Raw genomic sequence first — 23,955 nt, 5'->3', positions numbered from 1 at the left:
ATGAGTGTACGACAGCGACTGTTAATCGCATTTTCCCTCTTTATTGCATCCACGATTGGGCTAGGAAGCTTATCGCTGTGGATTTCATCCCGCTCTGCGCAAGCCTCTTCGGAGTATGTCAATCAGCAGCTGCCTGAAGTCTGGGCGTTGCTCGCGCTGGAACGCGATCACCGCAACTTGGTCAACTTATCGCAAAAAATCAAAGCACAGTTGCTGTTCTGGAATGAAATTCAGCCGCAGTTTGAACAACTTCATCAAGACTATCAGCAAAGCTGGCAAGCACTCTCTCACTCTCCGTCGCTCACAATCTGGCGCGCGCAGCATCAAGCCGATAAGCAGGCATTCGATGACTATCTCGCCCAGCTAGAAAAAACCATCGCGGCCAAAAGCTTCTATGATGCGGGGAGATTGGTCGACTTTGATATGTATCCGGCCGTTGATCCTATGCTGCTCGCTATCAACGAGAAGCTGACCGAAAGACAAGCTCATGCGAAACACTCTGCAAGCGGGCTGATCACCTTTCTAAACCAACAAGCCCATACCGTGTATATTGGTTGTGGCGCCACCTTACTCTTAGCATTGGTATTGATGACATGGTTGCGCAAAACTGTGGTGGTTCGCTTGGATCATATTGCTAATGCCTTAACAGATATTGACCAGCGCTCCGATCTGAGCACCCGCCTCACCGATAGGTACAGTGATGAGGTCAGTGCAGTGGCTCGGGCCTCGAATAACTTACTCGACAAGTTTTCGCATTTTGTCACTGACATTCAATCACGAACCGCCGAGTTAGATGGTCAATCTGACACGCTCGATACCCAAAGCAAACAAGTCGCAAAGATTAACCAGCAGACCCGTCGTCAAGTCGACGATGTCGCCCAATCTCTCAGCGTCATGGAAAGTGCCACCACAGAAATTGCCAGTGCCATTCATGATACGCGCGAGTACATTAGCAAAGTGTCTCACGATAACGACGAGATCCAGCAACAAATGCGGGCTACCGACGCCGCTATCGCACACAGTGTGGGTATCGTAGAGCAGGTGTCGTCGACCATGGCAACACTGAAACAAACCAGTGAACAAATTGCAGGGGTCATGGATGTGATTGAAGGGATTGCGGAGCAAACTAACCTACTGGCATTAAATGCAGCCATTGAAGCCGCGCGTGCCGGCGAGCATGGCCGAGGGTTTGCGGTCGTTGCCGATGAGGTCCGAGGCCTGTCACAGCGCACGGCGCAATCGACCGGTGATATTCGCAATTGGATTAACGATCTCTTAGGACAAGTTGATACCGCCAGTTCACTGCTCACAGAAACACAAACGGCCAGTGCCTCCAACCAGCAAGCCAGCATTCGTCTTCAAGGCTTTCTCAGTGATATGCATGCCACATTCCAAGGCTTGGAACAGTTGAGTGCCGAGGTAGAAGCCGCCCTGGCCTCACAGCATAAGGAGATAGAACATCTCACCGCCGGCCGTCGTGCGCTTAAGCAAGGCAGCCAGTCACTCACTGAAGCCATCAATACCACCAGCGACGTCAGTGGCCAACTGAGTCATCAATCGAGTGCACTCACCACGCTGACCGACCAGTTCCAGACTTAAACCGACATCAAAAAGCCACCTTCATCAACTTAAGGTGGCTTATCCGCTTTTACTGGGCCGCTTTAATGCGTTCAAAGCCTGCTGCTAAGTCAGTGATCAAATCCTCTACCGCTTCCAAACCAATGTGCACACGGACTAAGGTGCCACTGAAACTTACCTTACCGGCAGGACGAATACGGTTGAGTTGTTCAGGTTGATTGGTCAACAGCAACGACTCAAATCCACCCCATGAGTACGCCATGCTGAAATGCTGTAAATGATCACAGAACGCTTCCAGCTGTGCATCGGTAAGTCTTTGGTCAAAAACAAACGAAAACAAGCCATTACTACCAGAAAAGTCTCGCTCAAAAAAGACATGTCCGGGGCAATCAGAAAATGCAGGGTGAAGGACATGCGCAACTTCTGGCTGCTCTTTTAGCCATTGCGCAATTTGTAGAGCACTTTGTTGGTGTTGCTTTAAACGCACGCCTAGGGTACGCAACCCTCTTGCCGCTTGATATGCCGTCTCGGCATCAATGGTTTGCCCCATCAAATAAGCACGTTCTCGTAGCTGCGGCCAACAGCGACGATTCGCTACCGCGGTGCCGAGCATATGATCGGAGTGGCCAATAATGTACTTGGTGCCCGATTGGATCGAAATATCGACCCCATGTGTTAAAGGCTGATATAAAACGCCAGCAGCCCAGGTGTTATCAATCATAATGATCGCGTCTGGGACTTTGGCGCGAATCGCTTGCACCATGGCTGGCGTATCATGGACTTCCATGGTGTACGACCCAGGCGACTCGAGAAACACAATCCGAGTATTAGGCCGAATACGCTCAACGATTTGGGCTCCTTCAAGCGGATCGAAAAACTCAGTCTCAATCTGCATATCGGCAAGGATAGTTTGGCAAAAGTCTTGTGTGGGCTCGTAAGCCGAGCCAGTCACCAGAATATGGTCGCCCGTTTTCACAAATGCCAAGATACTGTTGGCAATGGCTGCGGCGCCACACGGAAACAACGCACACCCTTCACCTTGTTCGAGCTCTGTCATCGCATCTTGCAGGGCAAAATGCGTCTGGGTGCCACGGCGGCCATAAAACAAGGTGTGCTGGTGTCGATGCGCAATCGCATGTTTTTTGTCGGCGAGCGTGTCAAAAACAATGGAGGAAGCACGTTGGATCACAGGGTTCACACCTTGTTGGGTATAACGTTTGTCGCGCCCCGCGTGAATCAATTGTGTGCTCAGGTATTTTTTTTCCATAATTCCTTACCCAAATATTTGCTCCATGGATACCTTACCCTAAGCATTATTTCTTTAGCAGTAAAGACATTTAGCCATCTATTTAAACGGGTTCAACCACTCGTCTCCTTGTTATTTATGGCATGGATGACGAAGCCCCGCAGCTACAATGTCGAATTGTATGCAAATAACTGTTTAGATCACTAAACAGATCACAAATTAAGCACACTAGGTGGAAAAGCGAAGAAAGTGTATATACATTGTATATCCAAACGATAGGCAAATGCAGATGACAAAAAAAGAAAAAAGCAAAAAAGACAGTCAGTTACTCATTCGCATTAATAGTGAGCAACGCGATGCCTTCTTGTCAAAATGCGAGGATCTCGACACATCAGCCGCTAGAGAGATCCGTCGATTTATCAAACAATTTTTAAAAGAACACGAAGAAAAAAAGAGCTCATAATCACAGTTTTAGGTGCAACTTGCCGGCACCTGTCCACGGCATTGAAGCCGTATTGCGGTGGCGAAAACACCGGCAATGACATAGAAAGGAGAAAACCGATGGCTAAAGCATCAAAGAAAGATCTGAAAAAATCGATCAAAAAGACCAAAGCAAAAGTTGCTAAACAAGAAAGCAAACTGAAAAAGCTGAAAAAACAGCTGAAAAAAGCCTAAATACAGCGCCTCCACTTATCGAGGCACCCGGTTAGCTAGGCATAGCGCGTATCACGCGAAAAAGCTCGGGACATGATGCCCGAGCTTTTTATTTGGCTCAATTAAACCAGAATGGCAAACAACGCCTAGTGGCTCGACTCCGCTTCACCGGCCGGTTCTACCGTAAAGCGACCGACATCAACACCGATCACCCGCACTTTGTCACCTGCTTGCAAGCTCGCATCATGACAGCTGCCACTGAGCACCAACTGCCACGTGACACCCGAATACTTAATTGTCGCTGGATGTGCGGACGTTAACGGCTCAGTCAATGTCAGCGTCAAGCCAATAAAGTCACTGTGCGTATTGTCAGGACTACGTGCACCACGTTGTAGCCGCTTTAACGGCTGCCACAGCGCGGCGGTTAACAGCCCAGCCCCGATCCCGGTTGCGCTGAACATCACGGTCACAGTCTCCGGCAACACACCAAGCATCGCTAAAAGCCCCGCCAGTACCGCAGCAACCCCGGTCGCCAGTAATACGATGGTCGATAAGCCCAGCAACCACACTTCGACCACGAGCAGTAACAGCCCGATAATCATCGTCATCTCAGCTAGATGGGTGGTAAACCAGTTTTGCATATTAGCCTTTCACTTTGTTCAATGTTTGAATAATGGTCATCGCTTCAGCAACCGTACTCGCCGCGCCAGTCCCCGACTCTGGAAGCAATACGACAGAAGACTCTTTCGCGATCGCTTCTTTCGCACTGATGGCTTTTTCTGCCAAGTCTAACTGGATAGCTTTCTGACCTTCTTCCGTGATCGCTCTTGAACCGACAATTTCAAGCGCTTCAGCTTGTGCTTCCGCGACCGCGATAATCGCTTTCGCTTCACCTTCCGCTTTCAAGATCTGCTCAGACTTTTCCGCTTCCGCGGCAAGCACACGTGCTTGTTTTTGCCCTTCTGCAACGTTGATATCCGACTGACGTGCCCCTTCTGACTCAAGGATCACCGCACGTTTTTCACGTTCGGCTTTCATTTGACGCTCCATCGCATCCAATACTGAACGCGGCGGATCAATATCCTTAATTTCATAGCGGAGGACTTGTACGCCCCAAGGCTGAGCGGCTTCGTTAATCGCCGAGACGATTGCCGTGTTGAGGCTTTCACGCTCCTCGAAGGTCTTATCCAATTCCATCTTACCCACTTCACTACGCATTGTGGTTTGCGCCAGTTGAGTCACGGAGTAGATATAGTCATCGACGCCGTAGCAAGCTTTGTAAGGATCCAGCACTTTGATATAAAGCACACCATCTACGACTAGAGAGATGTTGTCTCGGGTAATGGCCGACTGACTCGGCACATCGAACGCTTGCTCTTTTAGCGTACGTTCATAGGCTAGACGGTCGATAAAAGGCACAATAAAGTTCAAGCCCGCTTCCATCGTTTTGTAATATTTACCAAAACGCTCAATCACATAGGCGGTGTTTTGCGGAACAAACTTTACCGAGCCACGCAAGAAAACAATCACTAGGATTGCGAGTACAATCCAAACGCTAAACGCGCTAGTAAGAGAGACCATTTCGTTCATTAGGGTTCCTATCAGTAGAGGATCGACAAACAGCAACGCGCTGCTACTCGTAGAAAGCATTAAGAGTACGTCAATGTCGATGAAAAAAGACAGCGTCCGATAGCATCTTTGACATCCGTCCCAATACAGGACGCGGTTTTCGCCATTGATTTGCTTAACCCTGACAAAAATCTCGGCGCTTGATCTCACTTTCAATCATTCACTCAAAATAAACCGGATATAAAGTGCGAAAAGAGATTTACCTCACATTCTTTTGCGTGTATTCTCGCTACTGTTCAACCGTGTTGGTTGACGTTACTGAAAGCTGAAAGGCGACCATCGTCACAGCCAACAGTAAACTGACGCGCAAATTACGCGTAGTCCTCTTGGAGCTGTTAAGCGGCTTCGCTAATCGGAAATTTATGCAGCAATTGAATATAGAAACATCGAAACACCCTACCGTTTGGCTGGAAAGTTAGTTGTCCTGAAGATATTCGCTACATTTGCCCATAGAACGATTAATGGCACTCGCGTCACTGCTACACCTAGTTAATATATTCAGGAGACATCATGTCTAAAGCTAATGGTACCGTTAAGTGGTTTAACGAAGAAAAAGGTTTCGGTTTTATCCAGCAAGAGAACGGTCCAGACGTATTCGTTCACTTCCGCGCCATCGTTGGTGAAGGCTTCCGCACTCTAGCTGAAGGCCAACAGGTTGAGTTCGATATCGAGCAAGGTCAAAAAGGCCCACAGGCAGCGAACGTAACTCGCCTGTAAGCTAAACCAGATTTAAGAAGAAAAGGCGCCTTTTAGGCGCCTTTTTTTATATGCGCAACCTCTCACCCCCCACAAAAACGCATAAAAACTCAACAAATCATTCAGCAGCAAAACTCGCCGTTTACTATGCTTTTAAAACAGTTAGCGCTTTGGCAGGAGGGAGTATGCTATCTCGGTGTTTAGTGGTAGATGATCATGAAATGATTCGAGATACCATAAGTTTGATGGCACAAGCGCTAGGGATCAAATCCGTTATCACGGCGGCCGATGGCGCTGAAGCCATATCACGAGCCTTTCACGAACAACCTAGCCTAATTATCACCGACCTACAGATGGAGCCTATCGATGGTTTGGAAATGCTAAGGCTTATCCGTAGCGGTCGCTACCACCTACAGCACGATGTACCGATCATCATTCTCACCGCAAATGCCTCTCAGTCAGTGATTAGCGAATGCATCCGTTATGATGTTGACGCATTCATGGTCAAGCCAGTTAGAAAACAAGACCTCGAAAATCGTGTTCAACAGCTAGCCAAAGATACCAAATCCAAAAAGCCACCAAAATACTACTTTGAGATGTATCAGGCCGATCCAGCTAAATCGACCGATTTTGAGCACAATGGGGCCATTGTCTTCACTGAAGAAGAGCAGGAGAAAATCGAAAAAATTTCGGACACAAGCCCGACAATTGATACAACAGCACCCCCTGTTACGCCTGAACAAGCGACAGCAAAGAGCAAAGACAGAAAGTTTATTCGTTGGCAGGACAAATACTCTGTGGGGCACTCAGAACTCGATGCCAGCAACAAGCAATTACTGGCTATCATCAATGACACCTATGAGGCTATCGCGTACCACCATGCCGATGGTGAAAAAGGAGATTTTGATGATCTCGCCCAGCGGTTTCGAGACTACATTGTGTCCCACTTCCAACTAGAAGAAGACATTCTTCACGATCTCGCCTATCCCAAATACAAACAACATGCGGTCATCCATGAGCGTTTATCACGGCAAGCGCATTATGTGTTGCTTCAGTGCCAGGCGGATCCTGAACTGTACTCTTCAGAGTTTTTCAAGTTTTTGCGTTACTGGTGGGTACACCACGTCGTAAAAGAAGACAGACAATATCGTGAATTCCTTAGCCAATCGCCTCAATCCGCCTAGTCACCCTATTAGATTCACAAGCAGCAAAGGTGACTAGGCTTTTTGTCTATTAAAATCTATTTTTAAAGCCAATCTTTTCACCTCATTCAACTCCAACTGAGACGAAGTCCAAGCCGCTCCTCCATCTTTGTGGCATGAGTCACACCAGATTGAAAATCGTCAATACATTTAGTCCAGTAAATGTTACGCATCAAAGTATTATGGTTAATAAAAATTTTAACATTAACAAATTTTATTAATATCAGTTACTTATTGAGTAGTGATAAACCGATTAGCGAAATCCGGGGTTGATAAACAAAATTCAGCACCTATTATATATAACGAATTCGTTAGAGCACAAAACAATTATGTGGCGATCAAAAACGACAGATACGGCAGTTCTTGAAAACGAAGTCCTTGACCGTAAACAGATAAAACCGAGCACGCGGTTTGTGTTTCGTAAGCCATCGATTCGTGATGGTGGCGACATCTATCGATTAATCACCCAGTGCCCTCCGTTGGATGTGAACTCCGCCTACTGCAACTTTTTACAGGCAACGCACTTCAAAGAGACCTGTGTTGTGGCAGAGCGTGACGGCGACATTCACGGCTTCGTCTCTGGCTACATTCGTCCAGAGCAACCAGACACATTTTTTGTGTGGCAGGTAGCCGTATCGCCCAAAGCACGTGGAGAAGGGCTTGCCCTATCAATGGTCGAAGCGTTACTAGCGCGCAAAGTGTCACAAGACATCCGATTCATTGAAACCACAATCACTGAAGACAACGCTGGCTCTTGGGCGTTGTTCAAAAAGGTAGACCGCCTCTACGGTACAGGTGGTCAGCGCTCAGTGTTCCTTGATGAACAAGAGCACTTTAACGGTGAACATGACACCGAATACCTTTTCCGAATTCCACTCAAAAAATAACAGGATGAGTTATGGATATCTTTAAATCGCAGGAGTCAAATGTTCAATGTTACGCCAACAACTTCCCCGTCGTGTTTGAAAGCGCGAAGGGCTGTTGGATCACTGGCGTTGACGGCAAGCGCTACCTCGATTTTCTTGCTGGCGCCGGTTCGCTTAACTATGGACACAACAACCCGACGCTAAAAAAAGCGCTGATTGAGTACATCGAGAAAGATGGCATTACCCACGGCTTGGATATGCACACCGGTGCAAAAGCACGCTTTCTCGAGGTATTTAAAGAGCACATCTTGGCACCACGTAACTTGGACTACAAACTCCAGTTCACCGGTCCAACCGGTACAAATGCTGTTGAAGCGGCGATGAAGCTGGCACGAAAAGTGACAGGTCGCCCGAACATCGTTTCATTTACGAACGGCTTCCACGGCTGTACCTATGGCGCACTCGCTGTGACCGGTAATCATCATCATCGCGGTGGTGGCGGTATGCCAGTGAATAACGCGGTAACACGTATTCCGTATGACGGCTATGCCGATGTTGACGGTCTCACACTGTTCGAAACCATGCTAAACGATGCCTCAAGCGGTCTAACAGGTGGAGATAAACCCGCCGCTGTCTTGCTTGAAGTCGTTCAAGGTGAAGGCGGTCTCAATGCGGCCTCTAATGAGTGGCTGCAACGCCTAGAAAGCATCTGTAGAGAACATGGCATCTTGATGATCGTCGATGATATTCAAGCTGGCTGTGGTCGTACTGGTACTTTCTTTAGCTTTGAACCATCAGGTATCAACCCAGATATCGTGACCTTGTCGAAGTCGATTGGTGGTTATGGCCTACCAATGGCACTGGTTCTGCTGAAACCTGAGCTGGATCAATGGGCACCTGGCGAACATAACGGTACATTCCGTGGTAACAGCCATGCATTTGTGACAGCCGCAGAAGCGATTGAAACTTACTGGCTAGATGGTCAGTTCCAAACCCATATCCAAGCGCGTGCTGATCAACTCAATAAAGTGTTGAAAGACGTCTTAGCGAAAAATGGTGACCTGTTCGACACCATCAAAGGTCGTGGCCTGATGCAGGGTATCGCATGTAAAAATGGTGATATCTCTGATGCCATTACAAGCCTTTGTTTCGAGCACGGTATGATCATCGAAACAGCTGGCCCTGATGATGAAGTGATCAAATTCTTCTCACCACTGACAGTTAGCGAAGCTGAAATGGAGAAAGGCCTGCAGATTTTTGTTAAGTCGGTTGAGCAATACAAAAAAGACAAATTGAAAAAAGCGTCTTAATTCAAAGCTCTCACCCATTAACAAACAGACGTATAAAGGATTGACATGATTGTTCGCACATTAGAAGAATGCCAAAACAGTGAACGCCGCGTAGTGGCTGAAAATTGGGAAAGTGTCCGTATGTTGTTGCGCGATGACAACATGGGCTTTTCGTTCCACATTACCACCATTTACGCCAATACTGACACGCATATCCATTACCAGAATCACTTAGAGTCTGTGTATTGCATGTCAGGTGAAGGTGAGATTGAAACGACCGACGACGGTAAAGTGTATCCAATCAAACCTGGCACACTGTACATTCTTGACAAACATGACGAGCACCAGCTTCGCGCAAATAAAGGTGTTGATATGGTCATGGCCTGTGTCTTCAACCCACCGATTACTGGGCAAGAGACACATGACGAAAACGGTGTTTACCCTCTGGTCGATTAACCGTCTTGGGGCAGCGGGATGCTGCCCCTGTAAACCCAATCGACGACTTCAATTCATAAAAGCCCACAAGGAGCTCACATGAATCATACCGTTGAAAAGATCGGCGGTACATCAATGTCAGCGTTCGACGCTGTCATGGATAATATCTTTTTGTACCCGTCTAACCCTTATAACCGAATTTTTGTGGTTTCTGCTTATGCTGGCATCACGGATGCATTGCTGGAGTGTAAGCGTTCTGGCAAGCCGGGTATCTATCGCCTACTCGCCGCCAATAATCCGAAGTGGCGCGATGCTATGGAAGAGCTGGAACAACGTATGCTGCTCATTAACAGCAACATGTTCCCAGACCCTGTTTACCGCGAGCGTGCAGACAACTTCATTCGTCAACGTATGGAGAAAGCACACAGCTGCATCGAAGGTATTCTCGAAACCTGTAACTATGGGCAGTTTTCTCTAGAAAGCTATTTGCCCCAAGTGCGCGAGTTCCTCTCGTCAATTGGAGAAGCTCACAGTGCGCACAACTCTTCTCTTTTGCTTGAGAGCGTGGGAATTAACTCACGGTTTGTTGACCTTTCTGGCTGGGACAACCCCGACGAAGCACAGGGTGATTTAAACACCGTGATTGCGCGCGCCATGGAAGATATCGATCTCAGCAATGAGCTGCCCATCGTTACCGGCTACGTATACTGCGATGAAGGTTTGATGAAAACATACGATCGCGGTTATAGCGAAATGACGTTTAGTCGTATTGCGGTATTAACCAAAGCAAGCAGCGCGGTGATCCACAAAGAGTATCATTTAAGCAGTGCTGATCCGCGTATCGTCGGTCCAGAACGCGTTCAGCCGATGGGCTTGAGCAACTACGACGTGGCTGATCAGCTTGCCAACTTGGGGATGGAAGCGATTCACCCTAATGCCGCATCAGGGATGCGCGCGGTCGGCATCGAACTTGTGGTGAAAAATACCTTCGAACCCGATCATCCAGGTACGGTGATTTCCCACAAATATCGTCCTAAAGACAATGAAATAGAGATCATTGCAGGTCGTGATAAAGTGCTAGCGCTGCATATCTTTGATCAATCAATGGTTGGCCATGTCGATCGCGTCAGCTACGACGTGATGGAAATTATTCGTGAGGAAAACGTTCAGCTAATCAGTAAAGAGATGAACGCCAACTCGATCACTTACTATTTGGATGGCAAGACAGCCAGCCAAGACAAAGTGATCAATCGCGTAGAGAAGCTATATCCTAAAGCGAAGATCACTGGCGAGATGGTTGCGTTGATTTCGGTCATTGGTAGCCGGATTGACTCCAACCAGACCATGAGCCGAGGTATGCTCGCGCTACTGGACGCAGAAATTAATCCAAAAGCCGCACACTCCTCGATGCGTGACGTGGATGTACAGTACGTGGTACTGGATAAATTCTATCATGCGGCGATTTGCGCACTACACGCATGCTTTATTGAGAAACCGGCCCCAAAGCCGACCATCAAAGCCGCGTAACCGCAGTGCTAAGCGATTAATTGCTCAGTCAATTTTTCTTCCATTAAACGCCTCTTTCGAGAGGCGTTTTTTTATGCTTATCACATTAATTTTCCACTCCTGTTTACACTAATTTTAGTACTAATGATCATCACAATAGATAAGTTCCGTTGATCCTTTTGCTTAACCGGGTAAAATGCCGCGTTTTATTTTGTCAGTGATACGCGCATTCTATGATTGATCCAACCTTGCTCCCTGTTTATTTAACGGCCGTTGTGGCACTGCTTCTTATCCCCGGTCCCGACATGCTACTGATCATTAGTGCAAGTCTTAGTTATGGAAAGCGAGTCGGTTTTGCAGCAAGTTTAGGGAATGCGACATCCGGATTGATTCTGACCCTCTTGGCAGCTACTGGCGTGTCGGCGATGATTGCAATGTCGCCTATGGCGCTCACTGTTTTAAAGTACGTAGGCGCCGCTTATCTGCTAAAAATGAGCATCGACACATGGCGAGCTTCGCCAACGGATAGTGAAGCGCTTGCTCATCGTCAAAAGATGGGCCGACACCTTTATAAACGCGCGGTGATGACCAACTTACTCAACCCCAAGGCTCTACTCTTTTTTGTTCTCTTTTTACCTCAGTTCATCTCGCAACAAATCCAAGCATCCTCAGGCATGCAGCTTTTGAGTCTTGGCCTATTGCTCAATATTCTCGGATTGGCGTTTAATGTCTTGCTTGTTGTGATAGTTGGTCGTCTAGGTAACGCTTTATTCACACGTCCTAGCGTTCAGAAATACCAGCATAAATTGATGGCGATGATTTTTGCGACTCTCGCTATTTGGCTATTTTTACAACAGAATAGTATTTAGTGGTTTGTCGAAAATACATTGAATAAAAAACCACCGAACCCTCGTGGTGCCATAAAACTTTCCCTCATTGTCTGGTATATTGTACGTAAGCTCGTCTTCAACGTGCGGGCTTTCCTTGCCTAGCATCACGAGTTTAGGCTGTTGTATCGGATGGATTCGAGTACGTGTTTGACCTTCATTTACCCACGCTAACACTAGCCTGTATCAGTATATTTTGGTTGCTAACGGTCGCTGTTTTATTGATTGGTTGGCAGTTTAATCAACACAGAGATATAAAGCTGTGGGGCGTAGCGTGCTTGTTGATCTCAGCAGGCACGTCCGTGTATAACCTCGGAAATAGTACAGAGATATCAGGGCTTGTTTGGCTCGGTGTCGTAGCAGCCATAAGCGCCCAAGTTTTCGTCTGGTGGGGGACCCAATCACTCGAAAAACAGCCACCTTGGTGGCGTGTCGGCGGGTTGGTCTTTACACTGGCTGTCGGGATATACTCATTACTCCTTGTCAATGATGCGCCCCTTGCCATACGCATCAGTTTTTATTGCCTATTCTATGCGGTTATACACCTGATGGTGCTTCGTATACTGCTCAAAAGCCCGTATCGCGCACGCACTGGCTATCGCTTATATGCTGGTATCGCTTCTATCTTGTTGGTTCTGTATGGCCTGCGCATCCAGTTTGCGTTTGATACACCATTCAACGAAACCACGCTGTCCCATCGCTATATCTTCGTCTACTACATGATTTTGATGGCCGAGTTCGTCAAATTTGTGACCTTTATTTATCTTTGCTTCGAACGGCTCGAATACACCTTATGCCAACTGGCTTTGCAAGACACGCTCACTCAACTCCCCAATCGTCGTGCCTTCGTGACCCAAACCACTCAACGTCTTGAAGACGATACCGCTCACGCCTTGTTATTGGCTGACTTGGATAACTTTAAAAGTATCAACGACGTCTATGGCCATCTCGCCGGTGACCAAGTCCTGATCGCCTTTAGCCAGCATTTACAACACATCGCGCAACAAGTAGGCGCCTTGTGTGCGAGAACGGGCGGAGAAGAATTTATCCTGTTACTCAGTGGTGATTCAGTTAAACGCGTTCAGCACATCGCATTGCAGCTTCGCCGACAAATTGAAGCCTGCCAAGTCAGAACAGAACAAGGACATATTATTCGCTTTACCGTCAGTGTGGGTGTCGCCACCCATCGCCGCCATCAGCCTGTGACAATAAACCAGCTATTCGAATGTGCCGATGGCGCGCTTTATGAGGCAAAAGCACGTGGCCGGAATCGGATCGAATTTGCCCTCACCGAGCATCAAGCCGCGCCGTCAAGTGTCGCCCCCATGCGAGCCACAACCTCTGTTCCTTGCGAAGAGTCGAACACAGATCTTCCTAAACGTTATCTCACACGACAATCTTTGACATAATGGGGAGTCAGACATCCTAAGGAGATCATGTAATGGACGAAAATGCCGACACGCTGCTGAACTTGCGTGTGATAGAGGTAGGTGATTACCAGCCACTTGCAGAACTGATGGATCTCGTTTTTCCCGATGTTGGGGGCGCGTGGCCCAAGAGTACTATCATGCAATTGGTGACCGCGTTTCCGGATGGACAAATCTGTATTGAAGACAATGGTAAGATTGTCGCCGCGGCACTCACGCTAAAAGTGGCTTATAACCGCTTTTCTATTCCTCATACTTACGCGGATATCATCACCGATGATGGGGTGGTATTTCATGATGCCAAAGGGGATGCGCTCTACGGCCTCGATGTCTTTGTTCACCCTGATTATCGTGGTCACCGCTTGGGACGTCGGCTTTACGAAGCACGTAAAGATCTCTGCCAAGCGCTTAACCTCAAAGCTATTCTTGCCGGTGGGCGGATTCCCGGTTATCACAAGCATAATGACCTGACGGTCACTGAATACATCAACAAAGTGCGTCGTAAAGAAATCCACGATCCGATTTTGTCGTTTCAACTATCAAATCATTTTGATGTGAAACGTTTGATGAACCGATATCTTCCAGAGGATGGTAAATCCGCAGGCTACGCCACCCTATTAGAGTGGGACAATTTCTTTTATGAAGAGGATGCCTCATCCGTCCACGATATAGAGAAGACTATTGTTCGTATTGGGGTGGTTCAATGGCAAATGCGTCATGTACTCTCCGTCGATGACCTGCTCAATCAAGCGGAGTTTTTTGTCTCATCGCTATCGAATTATCAATCGGACTTTGCCCTATTCCCTGAGTTTTTCTGTGCGCCTTTGATGGGGCTTGCCCCAGAAAAAGGCTCTGTAGAAGCAATCCGTTTTTTAAGTGAATTCACACAGACAATTAAGCAACGCTTCTCTCAACTCGCCGTTACTTACAACATCAATATCATTGCAGGCAGTATGCCTGTATTAGAAGATGAAAAGTTGTACAACGTGTCATACCTGATGCATCGAGACGGCAGCATCGATGAGCAATACAAAATACATATCACGCCGCATGAACAGCGAGACTGGGTGATTGATGGCGGCGAAACCGTCAAAGTCATTGAAACCGATGCCGGACGTGTGGGGATCCTCATCTGTTATGATGTCGAATTCCCTGAACTGGGACGCATCCTCGCGGAACAAGATGTGCAGATCCTCTTTGTTCCTTTCTGGACCGACACCAAAAACGGCTATTTACGCGTTCGTCTCTGCGCTCAAGCGCGTGCGATTGAGAACGAATGCTATGTCGCCATTGGAGGCAGCGTGGGCAACCTCCCTCGAGTAGATAACGTCGACATTCAGTATGCTGAGTCAGCAGTATTCTCGCCGTCTGATGTGTATTTCCCCCACGATGCAACACTCGCCGAAGCGAATGCCAATACAGAAATGATGATCTTTGCGGATGTCGATTTAGACAAACTTAAAATGCTGCACGAGCGAGGTTCAGTCACCAACCTCAAGCACCGTCGACCAAAACTGTATGCCAATCACCTGAGTCAGGAGTAAAGGCTTTTGCCCCGTAAATTGCGGGGCAAATCACTTCTATTTATTGGCCTTGCTCACACTGTGAACAAAAAAAAACACAACAAGCGCCCAATTTTTACGACACGCCTGCCAATCACTAACTACTATTGATTAAAAAGCAACCAATTCGGCTTGCCTATCCAATCGGCTAATTAATCATTGAGGTGAAAGGCCATGAAGCTCAAACATAGAATGCTCGTCAGCTTGCTTGGCGTGGGCATCGTGCCTGCGTTGGTGATCACATTGCTGTCGCTTAATACGGCATCTTCCTCGCTCGAGACCCAAACGTTTAACCAGTTAGAAGCACTGCGAGAGGTGAAAAAATCTGCGGTCGAGCGTTATTTTAAAACCGCAGAAGGGCAGATCATTACCACTGCGGAAATCCCTTCTATCGCTGATGCCATGGCTTCCATGACCCAAGCCTTTACCAACTTAGCCCGCCCAGAAAACGCCGCGTCATCATCGTTAGTCCGCTATTATCAGCAGAACCTAACCAGTAAACTACAAGCGACTGGCAACACTGGCTTACCGAGTGTACAGGAGCTCGTCGCACAGCTTTCTCCACAAACTATTGCCCTACAAAACGCGTATCTGGTGAATAACCCCAGTCCCATCGGCGAAAAAGGGAATTACCAAACCAGTCGCCAATTGCCCGCTTACGATCGCGCTCATCAAGCTATCCACCCCTTTTTAAGAGACGTCCAAGCGAAATTTGGCTATTACGACATTTTTCTCATTGAAGCGCAGCGGGGCACGGTGATTTACTCGGTCTCCAAAGAAGTCGACTTTGGCACCTCGCTACTCACCGGGCCTTTTCAACGCTCAGGGCTTGCCGAGGCTTTTAAACAAGGCCGTCAACTTAGCAATGGCGATGCCGTGATTGTCGATTTTTCGCCCTACTCCGCATCCGCCAATGCACCAGCAGGATTTATGGCCTCGCCTGTCTACCGTAATAATCAGTTACTGGGTGTGTTAGCGTACCAATTCCCCATTGATCGATTGAGTGAAATCATGACCGAGCGTGATGGCTTAGGCCAAACCGGTGAGACCTACCTGGTGGGCAGCGACGGCTTAATGCGCTCCAACTCATTTCTAGACCCAGAACACCGCACCGTGTTCGCTTCGTTTATGAACCCCGCTGAAGGTGCCGTCAACACGCAAGCCGTTCAACGTGCAATTAACGGCGAAAAAGGCATTGATGTCATTAGCGATTATAATGGTAATCCTGTTTTGTCTGCTTATGCACCGGTGACCGCTGGAGGGCTAACCTGGGCGATCATTGCAGAAATGGACGTTAAAGAAGCCTTTGCTGCTCTAAACGCGCTCGAGCTTTCTGTCGCGGTCATTTTTGTGATTGCCGTGATGGGTATCGTTGCAACCGCCATTATCTTTGCCCGCAAAATTACTCGTCCGATTGGCGGTGAACCTGAAGAAATGGAAAAAATTGTGCAAACCATTGCCGATGGCGATCTCACCGTCTCCTTTAATCAAGATCCGAACGCAACTGGTGTTTATCGCTCAATGCGAGAAATGACCAAAAACCTCACCGCAATGGTGTGTGATATTATCGGCGCTACCAGCCAACAAGCCGCAGCGGCAGAACAACTGTCAGCGTCAACCGTTGAAACCTTGACCAACTTCGAAGCGCAAAATGCACGTACTGAACAGGTTGCGGCAGCGATGGAGCAGATGACCGCGACCGCCAATCAAATCTCATCCAGTACCTCTTCCACGGCCGATGCCGCGGAGAAAGCGCGTGAGATGATCCACGATGGTGACAGTCAGGTCTCACTCGCCGTCGACTCAATGCGCGACTTAGTCGCGCGATTACAAAGTGCGCGCACCAAATCTGACTCGTTAGTCCGCAGTGCGGAAGACATTTCAGGCATTTTACAAACCATTGGACAAATTGCCGATCAAACCAATCTACTCGCGCTTAATGCGGCCATTGAAGCGGCACGTGCGGGTGAGCAAGGACGCGGATTTGCGGTAGTTGCCGACGAAGTGAGAACCCTCGCGCAAAGTACACAAGACGCGACGGGTGAAATTGCCCAATTGATTGAAAACTTGCAACGCGATTCCAGCGATACAACGCAAGCAATGGTCGACAGTGCGGATGCTGCGGGCAATGTCTCGGAACGGGCAGAGTCCAGTATTGCATCGCTAAAACAAGCGGTGATGGCCGTCGAAGAGATCGCCGATATGTCACTGCAGATGGCGAGCGCCTCTGAAGAGCAATCCTTGGTCGCGACAGAGATCAATCAAAACCTCGAGGAAATTAACACCATGACAGGTGAAAACCGTCAAGCCATGGACCAGATCACGCAAGCAACACAAGACTTAAGTGCCCTTTCCCAAGTGCTCAAAGGCCATACCAGTAAATTTCATTGCCAAGGCAAGCTTGCCTAACGCTCACGCTCGGCACCTTATGTGCCGAGCACCTCTCTTCTCCCAAACAATCGCCTGACCTCGCGCAAACTCTCAACATTCGCTAGCACATAGAATGGCTATCTTGATAGAATCACCGCATTTCTGCGTAAGCGTAACAAGAGAGATTCCGAATGGGACGTAGTTTTGAAGTTCGTAAAGCGTCGATGGCCAAAACCCAGGGCGCAAAAATCAAAGTGTATTCAAAGTACGGTAAAGAGATTTACGTGTGCGCCAAAAATGGCGGTAGTGACCCAGACAGCAACCTTTCACTACGCCGTTTGATTGAAAAAGCGAAAAAAGACCAAGTGCCTGGCCATGTGATCGATAAAGCCATTGATAAAGCCAATGGTGGTGGCGGCGAAAACTATGAAGTAGCTCGCTACGAAGGATTTGGTCCTGGCAATTGTGCCGTTATCGTCGATTGTCTGACTGATAACAACAATCGTACCTATATGGACGTGCGCCAATGCTTTGTGAAGAATGATGCCAAGATTGGCTCACCGGGCGCCGTGTCACACATGTTTGAGCATCAAGCGGTATTTCAGTTTGCGGGCGACGATGAAGAAGGCGTTCTCGAAGCGCTAGTAATGGCAGATGTCGACGTGACCGATATTGAAGCAGAAGATGGTGTGATGACCGTATTTGCGCCGCATACAGAGTTTTTCAAAGTGAAAAACGCACTCAGCGATCACCTTGGTGATACACCTCTGGATTTGGAAGAGATTACCTTTGTTCCTCAGACCAATACAGAAGTCAGTGGCGAAGACGTTGAACGTTTTGAAAAGTTCCTCGATATGCTAAACGACTGTGATGACGTACAAAACGTTTATCACAATGCTGAGCTCGTTTAAGCCGTTCACTCAAGGCGCCTTTGATAAGGCGCCTTATTTCTCACCAAGTTGCTTGAGCAGCATTTGAGAGAACAACGCCCAGTTTTGCCGGAACTTATCTTCCCCCTGTAATAAATAGCTTTGCAAGCCAACCCCTAGAAAAAAGGCATCTACAACACGGATTGCGGTATCAATTTGGTGCTGAGGAATTTTGCCTTGATAGAAGTAATCTATCGCCCGGGTGTACTCTGCGAGTCCATGCTGAGAAAAACGCTGTATTGACGCTCTGAACTGATCGTCAAATAACGCTTGCGCGGTGAAACTGTACATGGCTTTCATCGCATAAGGTTCGCATTTCATGGTGAGATACAAGGTATCACCCGTCACTTCGAGATAACTCTCAAAATCATCAAAATTCGCGGGCTCTGCCACCGCGAGAAACATTGAAATCAGCTCATCTACCGCAGCGTGTTTTACCGCATCTAGATTATCAAAATGATGATAAAGCGCCCCTTTGCTGATCCCCGCCTTCTTACCTAACTTTGTTGCAGTTAATGCTGCAAGCCCCTCATTTCCAACAATTTCTAAAGTCGTCGAGAGAATTCTTTGCCGCATCGCCTGAGAAGCAATTTCGTTCTTATTCATCGTTATTTGATCAAAAAATGAAAGACTAGTTGAAAAAATAAAACATACCGAATGTTCATTCAATTTTATTTGCATAAAATGTGACCAATAACCGAATGTTTTTTCGACAGATCTTGGTGGGCAATTTGGAAGTAATTGAAAGTTATAGCATTAAGGACAGATCAGTCAGTTAGGTGATCAAAAACAGCCTCCGAGTCCGTTTCTAGACGATCATTGTTCGGTGACACATTACGCATAACACTCAGATAAAAGGCGGGTTAGCGAGAGGAATAACACACATTGATCGCCAACAGGGCTAACCTGTAGTTAAATAACAGGATGACAAGAAAGACTTTCAGAATGAGGAAAGGAGCTGTGATCGCATTAAACAACAGCAATGGTATCTACATTGGGTGGCGACACATCGATTGTTAAGACTGCTGATCAGATTTAACAAGTTGATATACACGCGAATACGATGCCGCCCACAGACACTTCTAGAGCCAAGGTCTACAATAGTAATAGTGCAATGAGTCGGTGACGTACGAATGAAATGGCAATGGTGTTTACTACTGACAATACTCGCTACACTTCCTGTAGGTGCGAATCCCACCTACGTGATTGGCGTGCAAAATTTCTCGCAGTATTATCCGTATTCCTCCTATGCAAACCGTAATTACTCTGGCTTCAATCGGGAGTTGCTCGATATGTTTGCCAAAACCCAAAATTACCGTTTTATCTACAAGCCTCTTCCTTTAAAGCGCTTATATCACCGCTTTGTCGACGGAGCTGTCGATTTTAAATATCCCGATAGTCCAAAGTGGAGCCCAGAAATCAAGCGTAAGTCGAATATTATTTATAGCGAGCCTGTCGTCAACTATATTGATGGCGTCATGGTCATTGATGACAACTATGGCAAGTCTCTTAACCGGCTTAAATATTTAGGTGTTGTGGCAGGGTTTACGCCTTATCCCTACCAGTCTCGGATCAGCGCCGGTCAAATTCAGGTTGATGAGAGTTACAAATACGACTCACTGTTGATGAAAGTGGTGAGCGGTCGCGTTGATGGCGGATACGCAAACGTTGCCGTTGCGCAATTTTACTTAGAGCAAATGGGATTTCAAAAAGGCTCGGTACGGTTTGACGATACCCTGCCACACAGCAAGGGCACTCGCCACCTTTCAACCATCAAGTATCCCGAAGTGATCGCCGAATTCAATCGGTTTTTAGTTGATAACAAAGAGGATGTCGAGGCATTAAAAGCCCGCTACGGACTCGAGTAACGAGTTTATCGCCATCCATCTGTATTCCCACTTCATTTCGCGCTCGGGTGTTGTATACTCGTAATCCTTCAAGATGCTGGTTGTTACAGCGACCAGCTTTCTGACTGTGCCCAACAACATGGATAGATATCGCGAAGGAGCCCCTTGAGTAACCAACTGATTAGTCTGGACCTGTTTTACGCGATTGAGCATTTGATGCCAGGGAAACGTACTGTCGCCCTATTCCGTAAATCCGTCAAACACCTTCCAGTAACAACCTTGCCTTTAACTCATTATGATTCTGCGGCAGGCTTACAATTGGCATTGTTTCGGCACTGCCGCAACTATGTCGCATTTACACAAGGCCACCCTATCTCTCCGGATTTTGATTTTTCGGGCAGTGCGGAGCAGATCTTGGCAGCAGAATCCATCATGAAGGCCTTTATTCGAGGCGCTTACTGGTGGGTGGAGTATCACATGGCTCACTACCGTGACGATTGGAGCCACGAGCAAACCCAACGTTGGCTAAAAGACCTACGTTTACTCGTGCAAGTGGTTATCGGTATTGGCAATTGCACCAACGCGGAGTGGATCCTCACGCATAGAGGCCCCATTCAGGCTCTGACCTACGATACCCATTTAGAGCCATTTCTCGCGAGCTACGACTAGTTAGACTCGGCGCCTTGCGTCAGTGTGTTCACGCTGACGCTCTCCCACTCATTCGTTACGATAGTTTCGTTTTTTCGTCACCTTAGTTGCGTAACCTCGTTCCAAACAGGCAATTAATTGGGCGACTGTGAAACGATTAAAGCGATATCAATACGAGCGTTATGCCATTTTATGCCGCGCGTCCTATCCGAGCTATTTTGATCATACCCATTATGGATTTAGCCCAAACGGACGACGGGATATCTATGATCGCTGGGGACGGTGCATTATTCGCGTGCTCTGGCGCGATGATGACGATGTGGTGGTGGTATTTCGCGGCTCACAAACCGCGTGGGACTGGCTGGTTAATTGCGCGTGTGGACCTAAGCAAATACGAATGGGCAATGTCAGATGCTTTGTGCATTGGGGATTTCATTATCTCCTTACTCAAAAAAGCTTACCCTGGCAACAGCACAAGCGCCGCTATCAATCCATGACCACAAGCCAGTTTGCGGATGTAGCGCAAGCTGCCGACACCTGCTCATTGACCGGAAACACAGTGATGGATAAGCTAGAGGCAGCACTCGCGCCGCTGCTCAAAGCCAACAAAAAGGTCTCCTTTATTGGTCATTCATCAGGAGGCGCAATGGCCGTCATTGCCGCCGCAATGCTTTATCCCTCAATGGGACAGGCAATCAAACGCATTGTCACTTTTGGCCAGCCGGCTGCCGGTATGTGGCGTTTTAAGCGATATTATCCTTTTCACACCAAAACCTACCGTATTTGTTGTGATGTCGACATCATTACATTTCTACCCGGTATTCCCATGCTGTATTGGCATGTCGGACGACTACTTTGGCTACATGAGAACAAGATCTACACCGACACACCTTCCGTCGTTCGTGTACTACGCGTCTTGTTCAGCTGGCTAACCCGTCCGATTGCTTATCACTACATGGACAAATATATCCGACGCAAAGACTATTTTGATCAACACTGATCGTTTCATGACAGCCAAAACGTGACGCCGTCACTAAATGCTGTTTATCCAAACCAATCTGTGATCGGGTTAACGGACCACTTTCGTGTCCCAAGACTGTCACCCAACAGTCACCGCGGTTTCATATTGACTCGCCAGACTCTCGACCAACTTTGCGCCCGGTGGTGCAGAGCCTCGCTATCACTAAACCCATAAATACGATAACGAATAGAAAGGAAGTCATGTCGTGAGCAAGCATATTGATCAGCGTCCGCTGGATGCAGAACCCGAATTCAACCGTTTTATTGACGCCGCCGTGAGCCGTCGCCGCTTCTTACAAGGCGCAGGCGCGGCAAGTACCGTAGCTTTTTTCGCCGCTAACCCAGTTGCAAAAGCTGTGGCTGGCAGCTTGAGTAAAAGTGAGTTACTCGGTTTTAAAGCCATCCCAACCTCGACGGCTGACACCGTCACTGTGCCCAAAGGATACAAAGCGGAGGTACTGGTATCATGGGGCGATCCTATCTTTTCCAATGCCCCCGCCTTTTCGCAGCAAAACGATGCCAGTGCCCAAGCACAACAGTTTGGTGACAATAATGATGGCATGACATTTTTCCCGCTCGCCAATGATCGCGCCTTACTCGCCGTCAATAACGAGTACATCAACGATGAGTTTCTGTTTACGCACGGCGGTAAAAACATCTCAGCCGATGATGCGCGTAAATCACAAGCAGCACACGGCGTCTCTTTAGTCGAGCTAAAAAAAGTTGATGGCCGCTGGACGGTGAACCCGCAAGGGCGCTTAAACCGTCGTATTACCGCGTATACGGAGATGGCAATGACAGGCCCAGCCGCCGGCCATTCACTGCTTAAAACCGCAGCTGATCCCTCGGGTAAAAAGATCCTCGGCACCTTTAATAATTGTGCCAACGGCGAAACGCCTTGGGGCACCTATCTCACCTGCGAAGAAAACTTTAACGGCTATTTTGCCAGTGAAAAAGAACTCACCTTGGGCAAAACCTATCAGCGCTACGGCATCAGCGATAGTGACTGGGGTTACGACTGGTACAAGCACGACGAGCGCTTTGATGTCGCCAAACACCCCAACGAGCCCCATCGCTTTGGTTGGGTGGTCGAAATTGATCCTATGGATCCCAACTCAACCCCGAAAAAGCGCAGTGCACTGGGTCGCTTTAAGCACGAAAATGCCGCTCTCACGGTCAATAATGATGGCCACGTCGTGGTATATATGGGCGATGATGAACGTGGCGAGCACCTGTATAAATTTGTCTCTGACGGAAAATACGATCCGAGTAAAGGTAGTGCTAATCGCGATTTGCTCGAAAACGGCACCTTATATGTCGCGAAATTTACCGGCAGCGACGGCGAGCTAAAAGGCCAAGGCGAATGGTTAGAGCTCACCTTTGGTAAAAATGGTCTAACCCCAGAGAACGGCTTTCCTGACCAAGCCAGTGTGCTCATTTTTGCCCGCGAAGCCGCGACGCAAGCGGGTGCGACCACCATGGATCGTCCTGAGTGGGTCGCCGTGCACGCCGACAACAAGCATGTTTTCTGCACCCTCACCAATAACAAGTACCGCGGCGTGAAAGACAGCCAACCATTAAATGCGGCCAACCCACGCACCAAAAACCCGTATGGTCATATTATTCGTTGGGCACCGACCCAAGGCGATCATACTCAGCCTACCTTTGAGTGGGATATCTTCGTGATGGCCGGCCACCCTGAGAAGCAATCTGGGTTAATGGCGGGTACCGATAACATCAACAAAGACAACATGTTTAACAGCCCGGATGGTATCGGTTTTGACCGTGCCGGTCGCCTTTGGATTCAAACCGACGGTGATTACTCCAACGAAGGAGACTTTGCGGGTATGGGCAATAACCAAATGCTGTGTGCCGACACGCAAACAGGGGAAATTCGCCGCTTCCTTACCGGGCCAACGTCATGTGAGATCACGGGACTAACCTTTACCCCTGACTCACGCACTATGTTTGTGGGCGTGCAACATCCAGGCGCTCACTTCCCTACTGGTGGTGATGCCATTCCTCGCTCTTCAGTCATCATGATCACCAAAGACGATGGTGGCGTGATCGGGACCTAACAGCCCCGCCACGAAATATTCGCACTCGCGCGATTTAACCAACGCCATTCAGCCCTTGTCCTGACAAGGGCTTTTTTCTTTGCGCG

Annotated in this window: 21 protein-coding genes; 17 read left to right on the top strand and 4 right to left on the bottom strand. The window is 48.1% G+C overall.

Annotated features, from left to right (window positions below; all coding sequences use genetic code 11):
* The gene (locus N7E60_RS14950; RefSeq protein ID WP_269598926.1) at positions 1-1,599 is read left to right on the top strand and encodes a methyl-accepting chemotaxis protein; all 1,599 of its coding nucleotides are present in this window, start codon (positions 1-3) and stop codon (positions 1,597-1,599) included.
* Positions 1,600-1,648: 49 nt separating this feature from the next.
* Here N7E60_RS14950 and metC read toward each other — a convergent pair whose 3' ends face one another.
* A complete protein-coding gene (gene metC / locus N7E60_RS14945; protein WP_269598925.1) occupies positions 1,649-2,845 on the bottom strand; it encodes a cystathionine beta-lyase in 1,197 nt (398 codons plus the stop codon).
* A gap of 268 nt (positions 2,846-3,113) precedes the next feature.
* Here metC and N7E60_RS14940 point away from each other — a divergent pair, with 268 nt between their 5' ends.
* On the top strand, positions 3,114-3,287 hold the full coding sequence (locus tag N7E60_RS14940) for a hypothetical protein (RefSeq protein WP_167370411.1): 174 nt from the start codon (positions 3,114-3,116) through the stop codon (positions 3,285-3,287).
* Positions 3,288-3,624: 337 nt separating this feature from the next.
* Here the strand turns inward: N7E60_RS14940 and N7E60_RS14935 are convergent, their stop codons facing one another.
* Together N7E60_RS14935 and N7E60_RS14930 are read right to left on the bottom strand one after the other, a co-directional pair.
* Positions 3,625-4,119 (bottom strand): NfeD family protein, encoded by a 495-nt coding sequence (locus N7E60_RS14935; RefSeq protein WP_269598924.1) that lies wholly within the window; start codon positions 4,117-4,119, stop codon positions 3,625-3,627.
* A 1-nt stretch (position 4,120) separates the two neighbouring features.
* A complete protein-coding gene (locus N7E60_RS14930; RefSeq protein ID WP_069589812.1) occupies positions 4,121-5,068 on the bottom strand; it encodes a slipin family protein in 948 nt (315 codons plus the stop codon).
* A gap of 549 nt (positions 5,069-5,617) precedes the next feature.
* Here N7E60_RS14930 and cspE point away from each other — a divergent pair.
* The 11 genes from cspE to N7E60_RS14875 all read left to right on the top strand — a co-directional run bounded on the left by cspE (position 5,618) and on the right by N7E60_RS14875 (position 18,258).
* On the top strand, positions 5,618-5,824 hold the full coding sequence (gene cspE, locus N7E60_RS14925; RefSeq protein ID WP_069589811.1) for a transcription antiterminator/RNA stability regulator CspE: 207 nt from the start codon (positions 5,618-5,620) through the stop codon (positions 5,822-5,824).
* 200 nt (positions 5,825-6,024) lie between these two features.
* Complete coding sequence (locus tag N7E60_RS14920; protein WP_269598923.1) at positions 6,025-6,987, top strand: bacteriohemerythrin; 963 nt, start codon at positions 6,025-6,027, stop codon at positions 6,985-6,987.
* A 347-nt stretch (positions 6,988-7,334) separates the two neighbouring features.
* Positions 7,335-7,892: a diaminobutyrate acetyltransferase gene (ectA, locus tag N7E60_RS14915; RefSeq protein ID WP_077457896.1), complete on the top strand. Its 558-nt coding sequence runs from the start codon at positions 7,335-7,337 to the stop codon at positions 7,890-7,892.
* A gap of 11 nt (positions 7,893-7,903) precedes the next feature.
* Positions 7,904-9,181, top strand: coding sequence for a diaminobutyrate--2-oxoglutarate transaminase (ectB, locus tag N7E60_RS14910; RefSeq protein WP_269598922.1), 1,278 nt, complete (start codon positions 7,904-7,906; stop codon positions 9,179-9,181).
* Between the two features lie 45 nt (positions 9,182-9,226).
* On the top strand, positions 9,227-9,616 hold the full coding sequence (locus N7E60_RS14905; protein WP_077457892.1) for an ectoine synthase: 390 nt from the start codon (positions 9,227-9,229) through the stop codon (positions 9,614-9,616).
* A gap of 78 nt (positions 9,617-9,694) precedes the next feature.
* A complete protein-coding gene (locus N7E60_RS14900; RefSeq protein WP_069589806.1) occupies positions 9,695-11,122 on the top strand; it encodes an aspartate kinase in 1,428 nt (475 codons plus the stop codon).
* Between the two features lie 212 nt (positions 11,123-11,334).
* Entirely contained in the window at positions 11,335-11,970 is a 636-nt protein-coding gene (locus N7E60_RS14895; RefSeq protein ID WP_269598921.1) for a LysE family translocator, read from the top strand.
* 566 nt (positions 11,971-12,536) lie between these two features.
* Positions 12,537-13,397: a GGDEF domain-containing protein gene (locus tag N7E60_RS14890; protein WP_269598920.1), complete on the top strand. Its 861-nt coding sequence runs from the start codon at positions 12,537-12,539 to the stop codon at positions 13,395-13,397.
* A 32-nt stretch (positions 13,398-13,429) separates the two neighbouring features.
* Entirely contained in the window at positions 13,430-14,959 is a 1,530-nt protein-coding gene (locus N7E60_RS14885; RefSeq protein ID WP_069589802.1) for a bifunctional GNAT family N-acetyltransferase/carbon-nitrogen hydrolase family protein, read from the top strand.
* 192 nt (positions 14,960-15,151) lie between these two features.
* On the top strand, positions 15,152-17,386 hold the full coding sequence (locus N7E60_RS14880; RefSeq protein ID WP_069589801.1) for a methyl-accepting chemotaxis protein: 2,235 nt from the start codon (positions 15,152-15,154) through the stop codon (positions 17,384-17,386).
* 152 nt (positions 17,387-17,538) lie between these two features.
* On the top strand, positions 17,539-18,258 hold the full coding sequence (locus tag N7E60_RS14875; RefSeq protein WP_269598919.1) for a YebC/PmpR family DNA-binding transcriptional regulator: 720 nt from the start codon (positions 17,539-17,541) through the stop codon (positions 18,256-18,258).
* 33 nt (positions 18,259-18,291) lie between these two features.
* Here N7E60_RS14875 and N7E60_RS14870 read toward each other — a convergent pair whose 3' ends face one another.
* Positions 18,292-18,957 (bottom strand): TetR/AcrR family transcriptional regulator, encoded by a 666-nt coding sequence (locus N7E60_RS14870; RefSeq protein WP_077481052.1) that lies wholly within the window; start codon positions 18,955-18,957, stop codon positions 18,292-18,294.
* A 452-nt stretch (positions 18,958-19,409) separates the two neighbouring features.
* Between N7E60_RS14870 and N7E60_RS14865 the strand changes: the two genes are divergently transcribed.
* From N7E60_RS14865 to N7E60_RS14850, 4 genes are all read left to right on the top strand, one after another.
* Positions 19,410-20,144, top strand: a complete 735-nt coding sequence (locus N7E60_RS14865) for a substrate-binding periplasmic protein (protein WP_269598918.1) — start codon at positions 19,410-19,412, stop codon at positions 20,142-20,144.
* Between the two features lie 144 nt (positions 20,145-20,288).
* Positions 20,289-20,792: a hypothetical protein gene (locus tag N7E60_RS14860; RefSeq protein ID WP_077457878.1), complete on the top strand. Its 504-nt coding sequence runs from the start codon at positions 20,289-20,291 to the stop codon at positions 20,790-20,792.
* A 127-nt stretch (positions 20,793-20,919) separates the two neighbouring features.
* Positions 20,920-21,771 carry a lipase family protein gene (locus N7E60_RS14855; RefSeq protein ID WP_269598917.1) on the top strand — a complete coding sequence of 284 codons (852 nt, stop codon included), beginning with the start codon at positions 20,920-20,922 and terminating at the stop codon, positions 21,769-21,771.
* A gap of 226 nt (positions 21,772-21,997) precedes the next feature.
* The gene (locus N7E60_RS14850; protein WP_269598916.1) at positions 21,998-23,869 is read left to right on the top strand and encodes a PhoX family protein; all 1,872 of its coding nucleotides are present in this window, start codon (positions 21,998-22,000) and stop codon (positions 23,867-23,869) included.
* The last annotated feature ends 86 nt before the right edge of the window (positions 23,870-23,955 follow it).

The organism is Salinivibrio proteolyticus, assembly GCF_027286365.1.
GTDB lineage: Bacteria > Pseudomonadota > Gammaproteobacteria > Enterobacterales > Vibrionaceae > Salinivibrio > Salinivibrio proteolyticus.
The sequence above is the reverse complement of the archived record's forward strand: the minus strand, read 5'-3'. Positions and strand labels throughout refer to the sequence as shown.

What these genes read in the sequence shown, in the direction of transcription:
- N7E60_RS14950 (WP_269598926.1), top strand. Translation starts at nt 1, where the DNA reads ATGAGTGTACGACAGCGACTGTTAATCGCATTTTCCCTCTTTATTGCA.
- metC (WP_269598925.1), bottom strand. Translation starts at nt 2,845, where the DNA reads ATGGAAAAAAAATACCTGAGCACACAATTGATTCACGCGGGGCGCGAC.
- N7E60_RS14940 (WP_167370411.1), top strand. Translation starts at nt 3,114, where the DNA reads ATGACAAAAAAAGAAAAAAGCAAAAAAGACAGTCAGTTACTCATTCGC.
- N7E60_RS14935 (WP_269598924.1), bottom strand. Translation starts at nt 4,119, where the DNA reads ATGCAAAACTGGTTTACCACCCATCTAGCTGAGATGACGATGATTATC.
- N7E60_RS14930 (WP_069589812.1), bottom strand. Translation starts at nt 5,068, where the DNA reads ATGAACGAAATGGTCTCTCTTACTAGCGCGTTTAGCGTTTGGATTGTA.
- cspE (WP_069589811.1), top strand. Translation starts at nt 5,618, where the DNA reads ATGTCTAAAGCTAATGGTACCGTTAAGTGGTTTAACGAAGAAAAAGGT.
- N7E60_RS14920 (WP_269598923.1), top strand. Translation starts at nt 6,025, where the DNA reads ATGATTCGAGATACCATAAGTTTGATGGCACAAGCGCTAGGGATCAAA.
- ectA (WP_077457896.1), top strand. Translation starts at nt 7,335, where the DNA reads ATGTGGCGATCAAAAACGACAGATACGGCAGTTCTTGAAAACGAAGTC.
- ectB (WP_269598922.1), top strand. Translation starts at nt 7,904, where the DNA reads ATGGATATCTTTAAATCGCAGGAGTCAAATGTTCAATGTTACGCCAAC.
- N7E60_RS14905 (WP_077457892.1), top strand. Translation starts at nt 9,227, where the DNA reads ATGATTGTTCGCACATTAGAAGAATGCCAAAACAGTGAACGCCGCGTA.
- N7E60_RS14900 (WP_069589806.1), top strand. Translation starts at nt 9,695, where the DNA reads ATGAATCATACCGTTGAAAAGATCGGCGGTACATCAATGTCAGCGTTC.
- N7E60_RS14895 (WP_269598921.1), top strand. Translation starts at nt 11,335, where the DNA reads ATGATTGATCCAACCTTGCTCCCTGTTTATTTAACGGCCGTTGTGGCA.
- N7E60_RS14890 (WP_269598920.1), top strand. Translation starts at nt 12,537, where the DNA reads ATGGTGCTTCGTATACTGCTCAAAAGCCCGTATCGCGCACGCACTGGC.
- N7E60_RS14885 (WP_069589802.1), top strand. Translation starts at nt 13,430, where the DNA reads ATGGACGAAAATGCCGACACGCTGCTGAACTTGCGTGTGATAGAGGTA.
- N7E60_RS14880 (WP_069589801.1), top strand. Translation starts at nt 15,152, where the DNA reads ATGAAGCTCAAACATAGAATGCTCGTCAGCTTGCTTGGCGTGGGCATC.
- N7E60_RS14875 (WP_269598919.1), top strand. Translation starts at nt 17,539, where the DNA reads ATGGGACGTAGTTTTGAAGTTCGTAAAGCGTCGATGGCCAAAACCCAG.
- N7E60_RS14870 (WP_077481052.1), bottom strand. Translation starts at nt 18,957, where the DNA reads ATGCAAATAAAATTGAATGAACATTCGGTATGTTTTATTTTTTCAACT.
- N7E60_RS14865 (WP_269598918.1), top strand. Translation starts at nt 19,410, where the DNA reads ATGAAATGGCAATGGTGTTTACTACTGACAATACTCGCTACACTTCCT.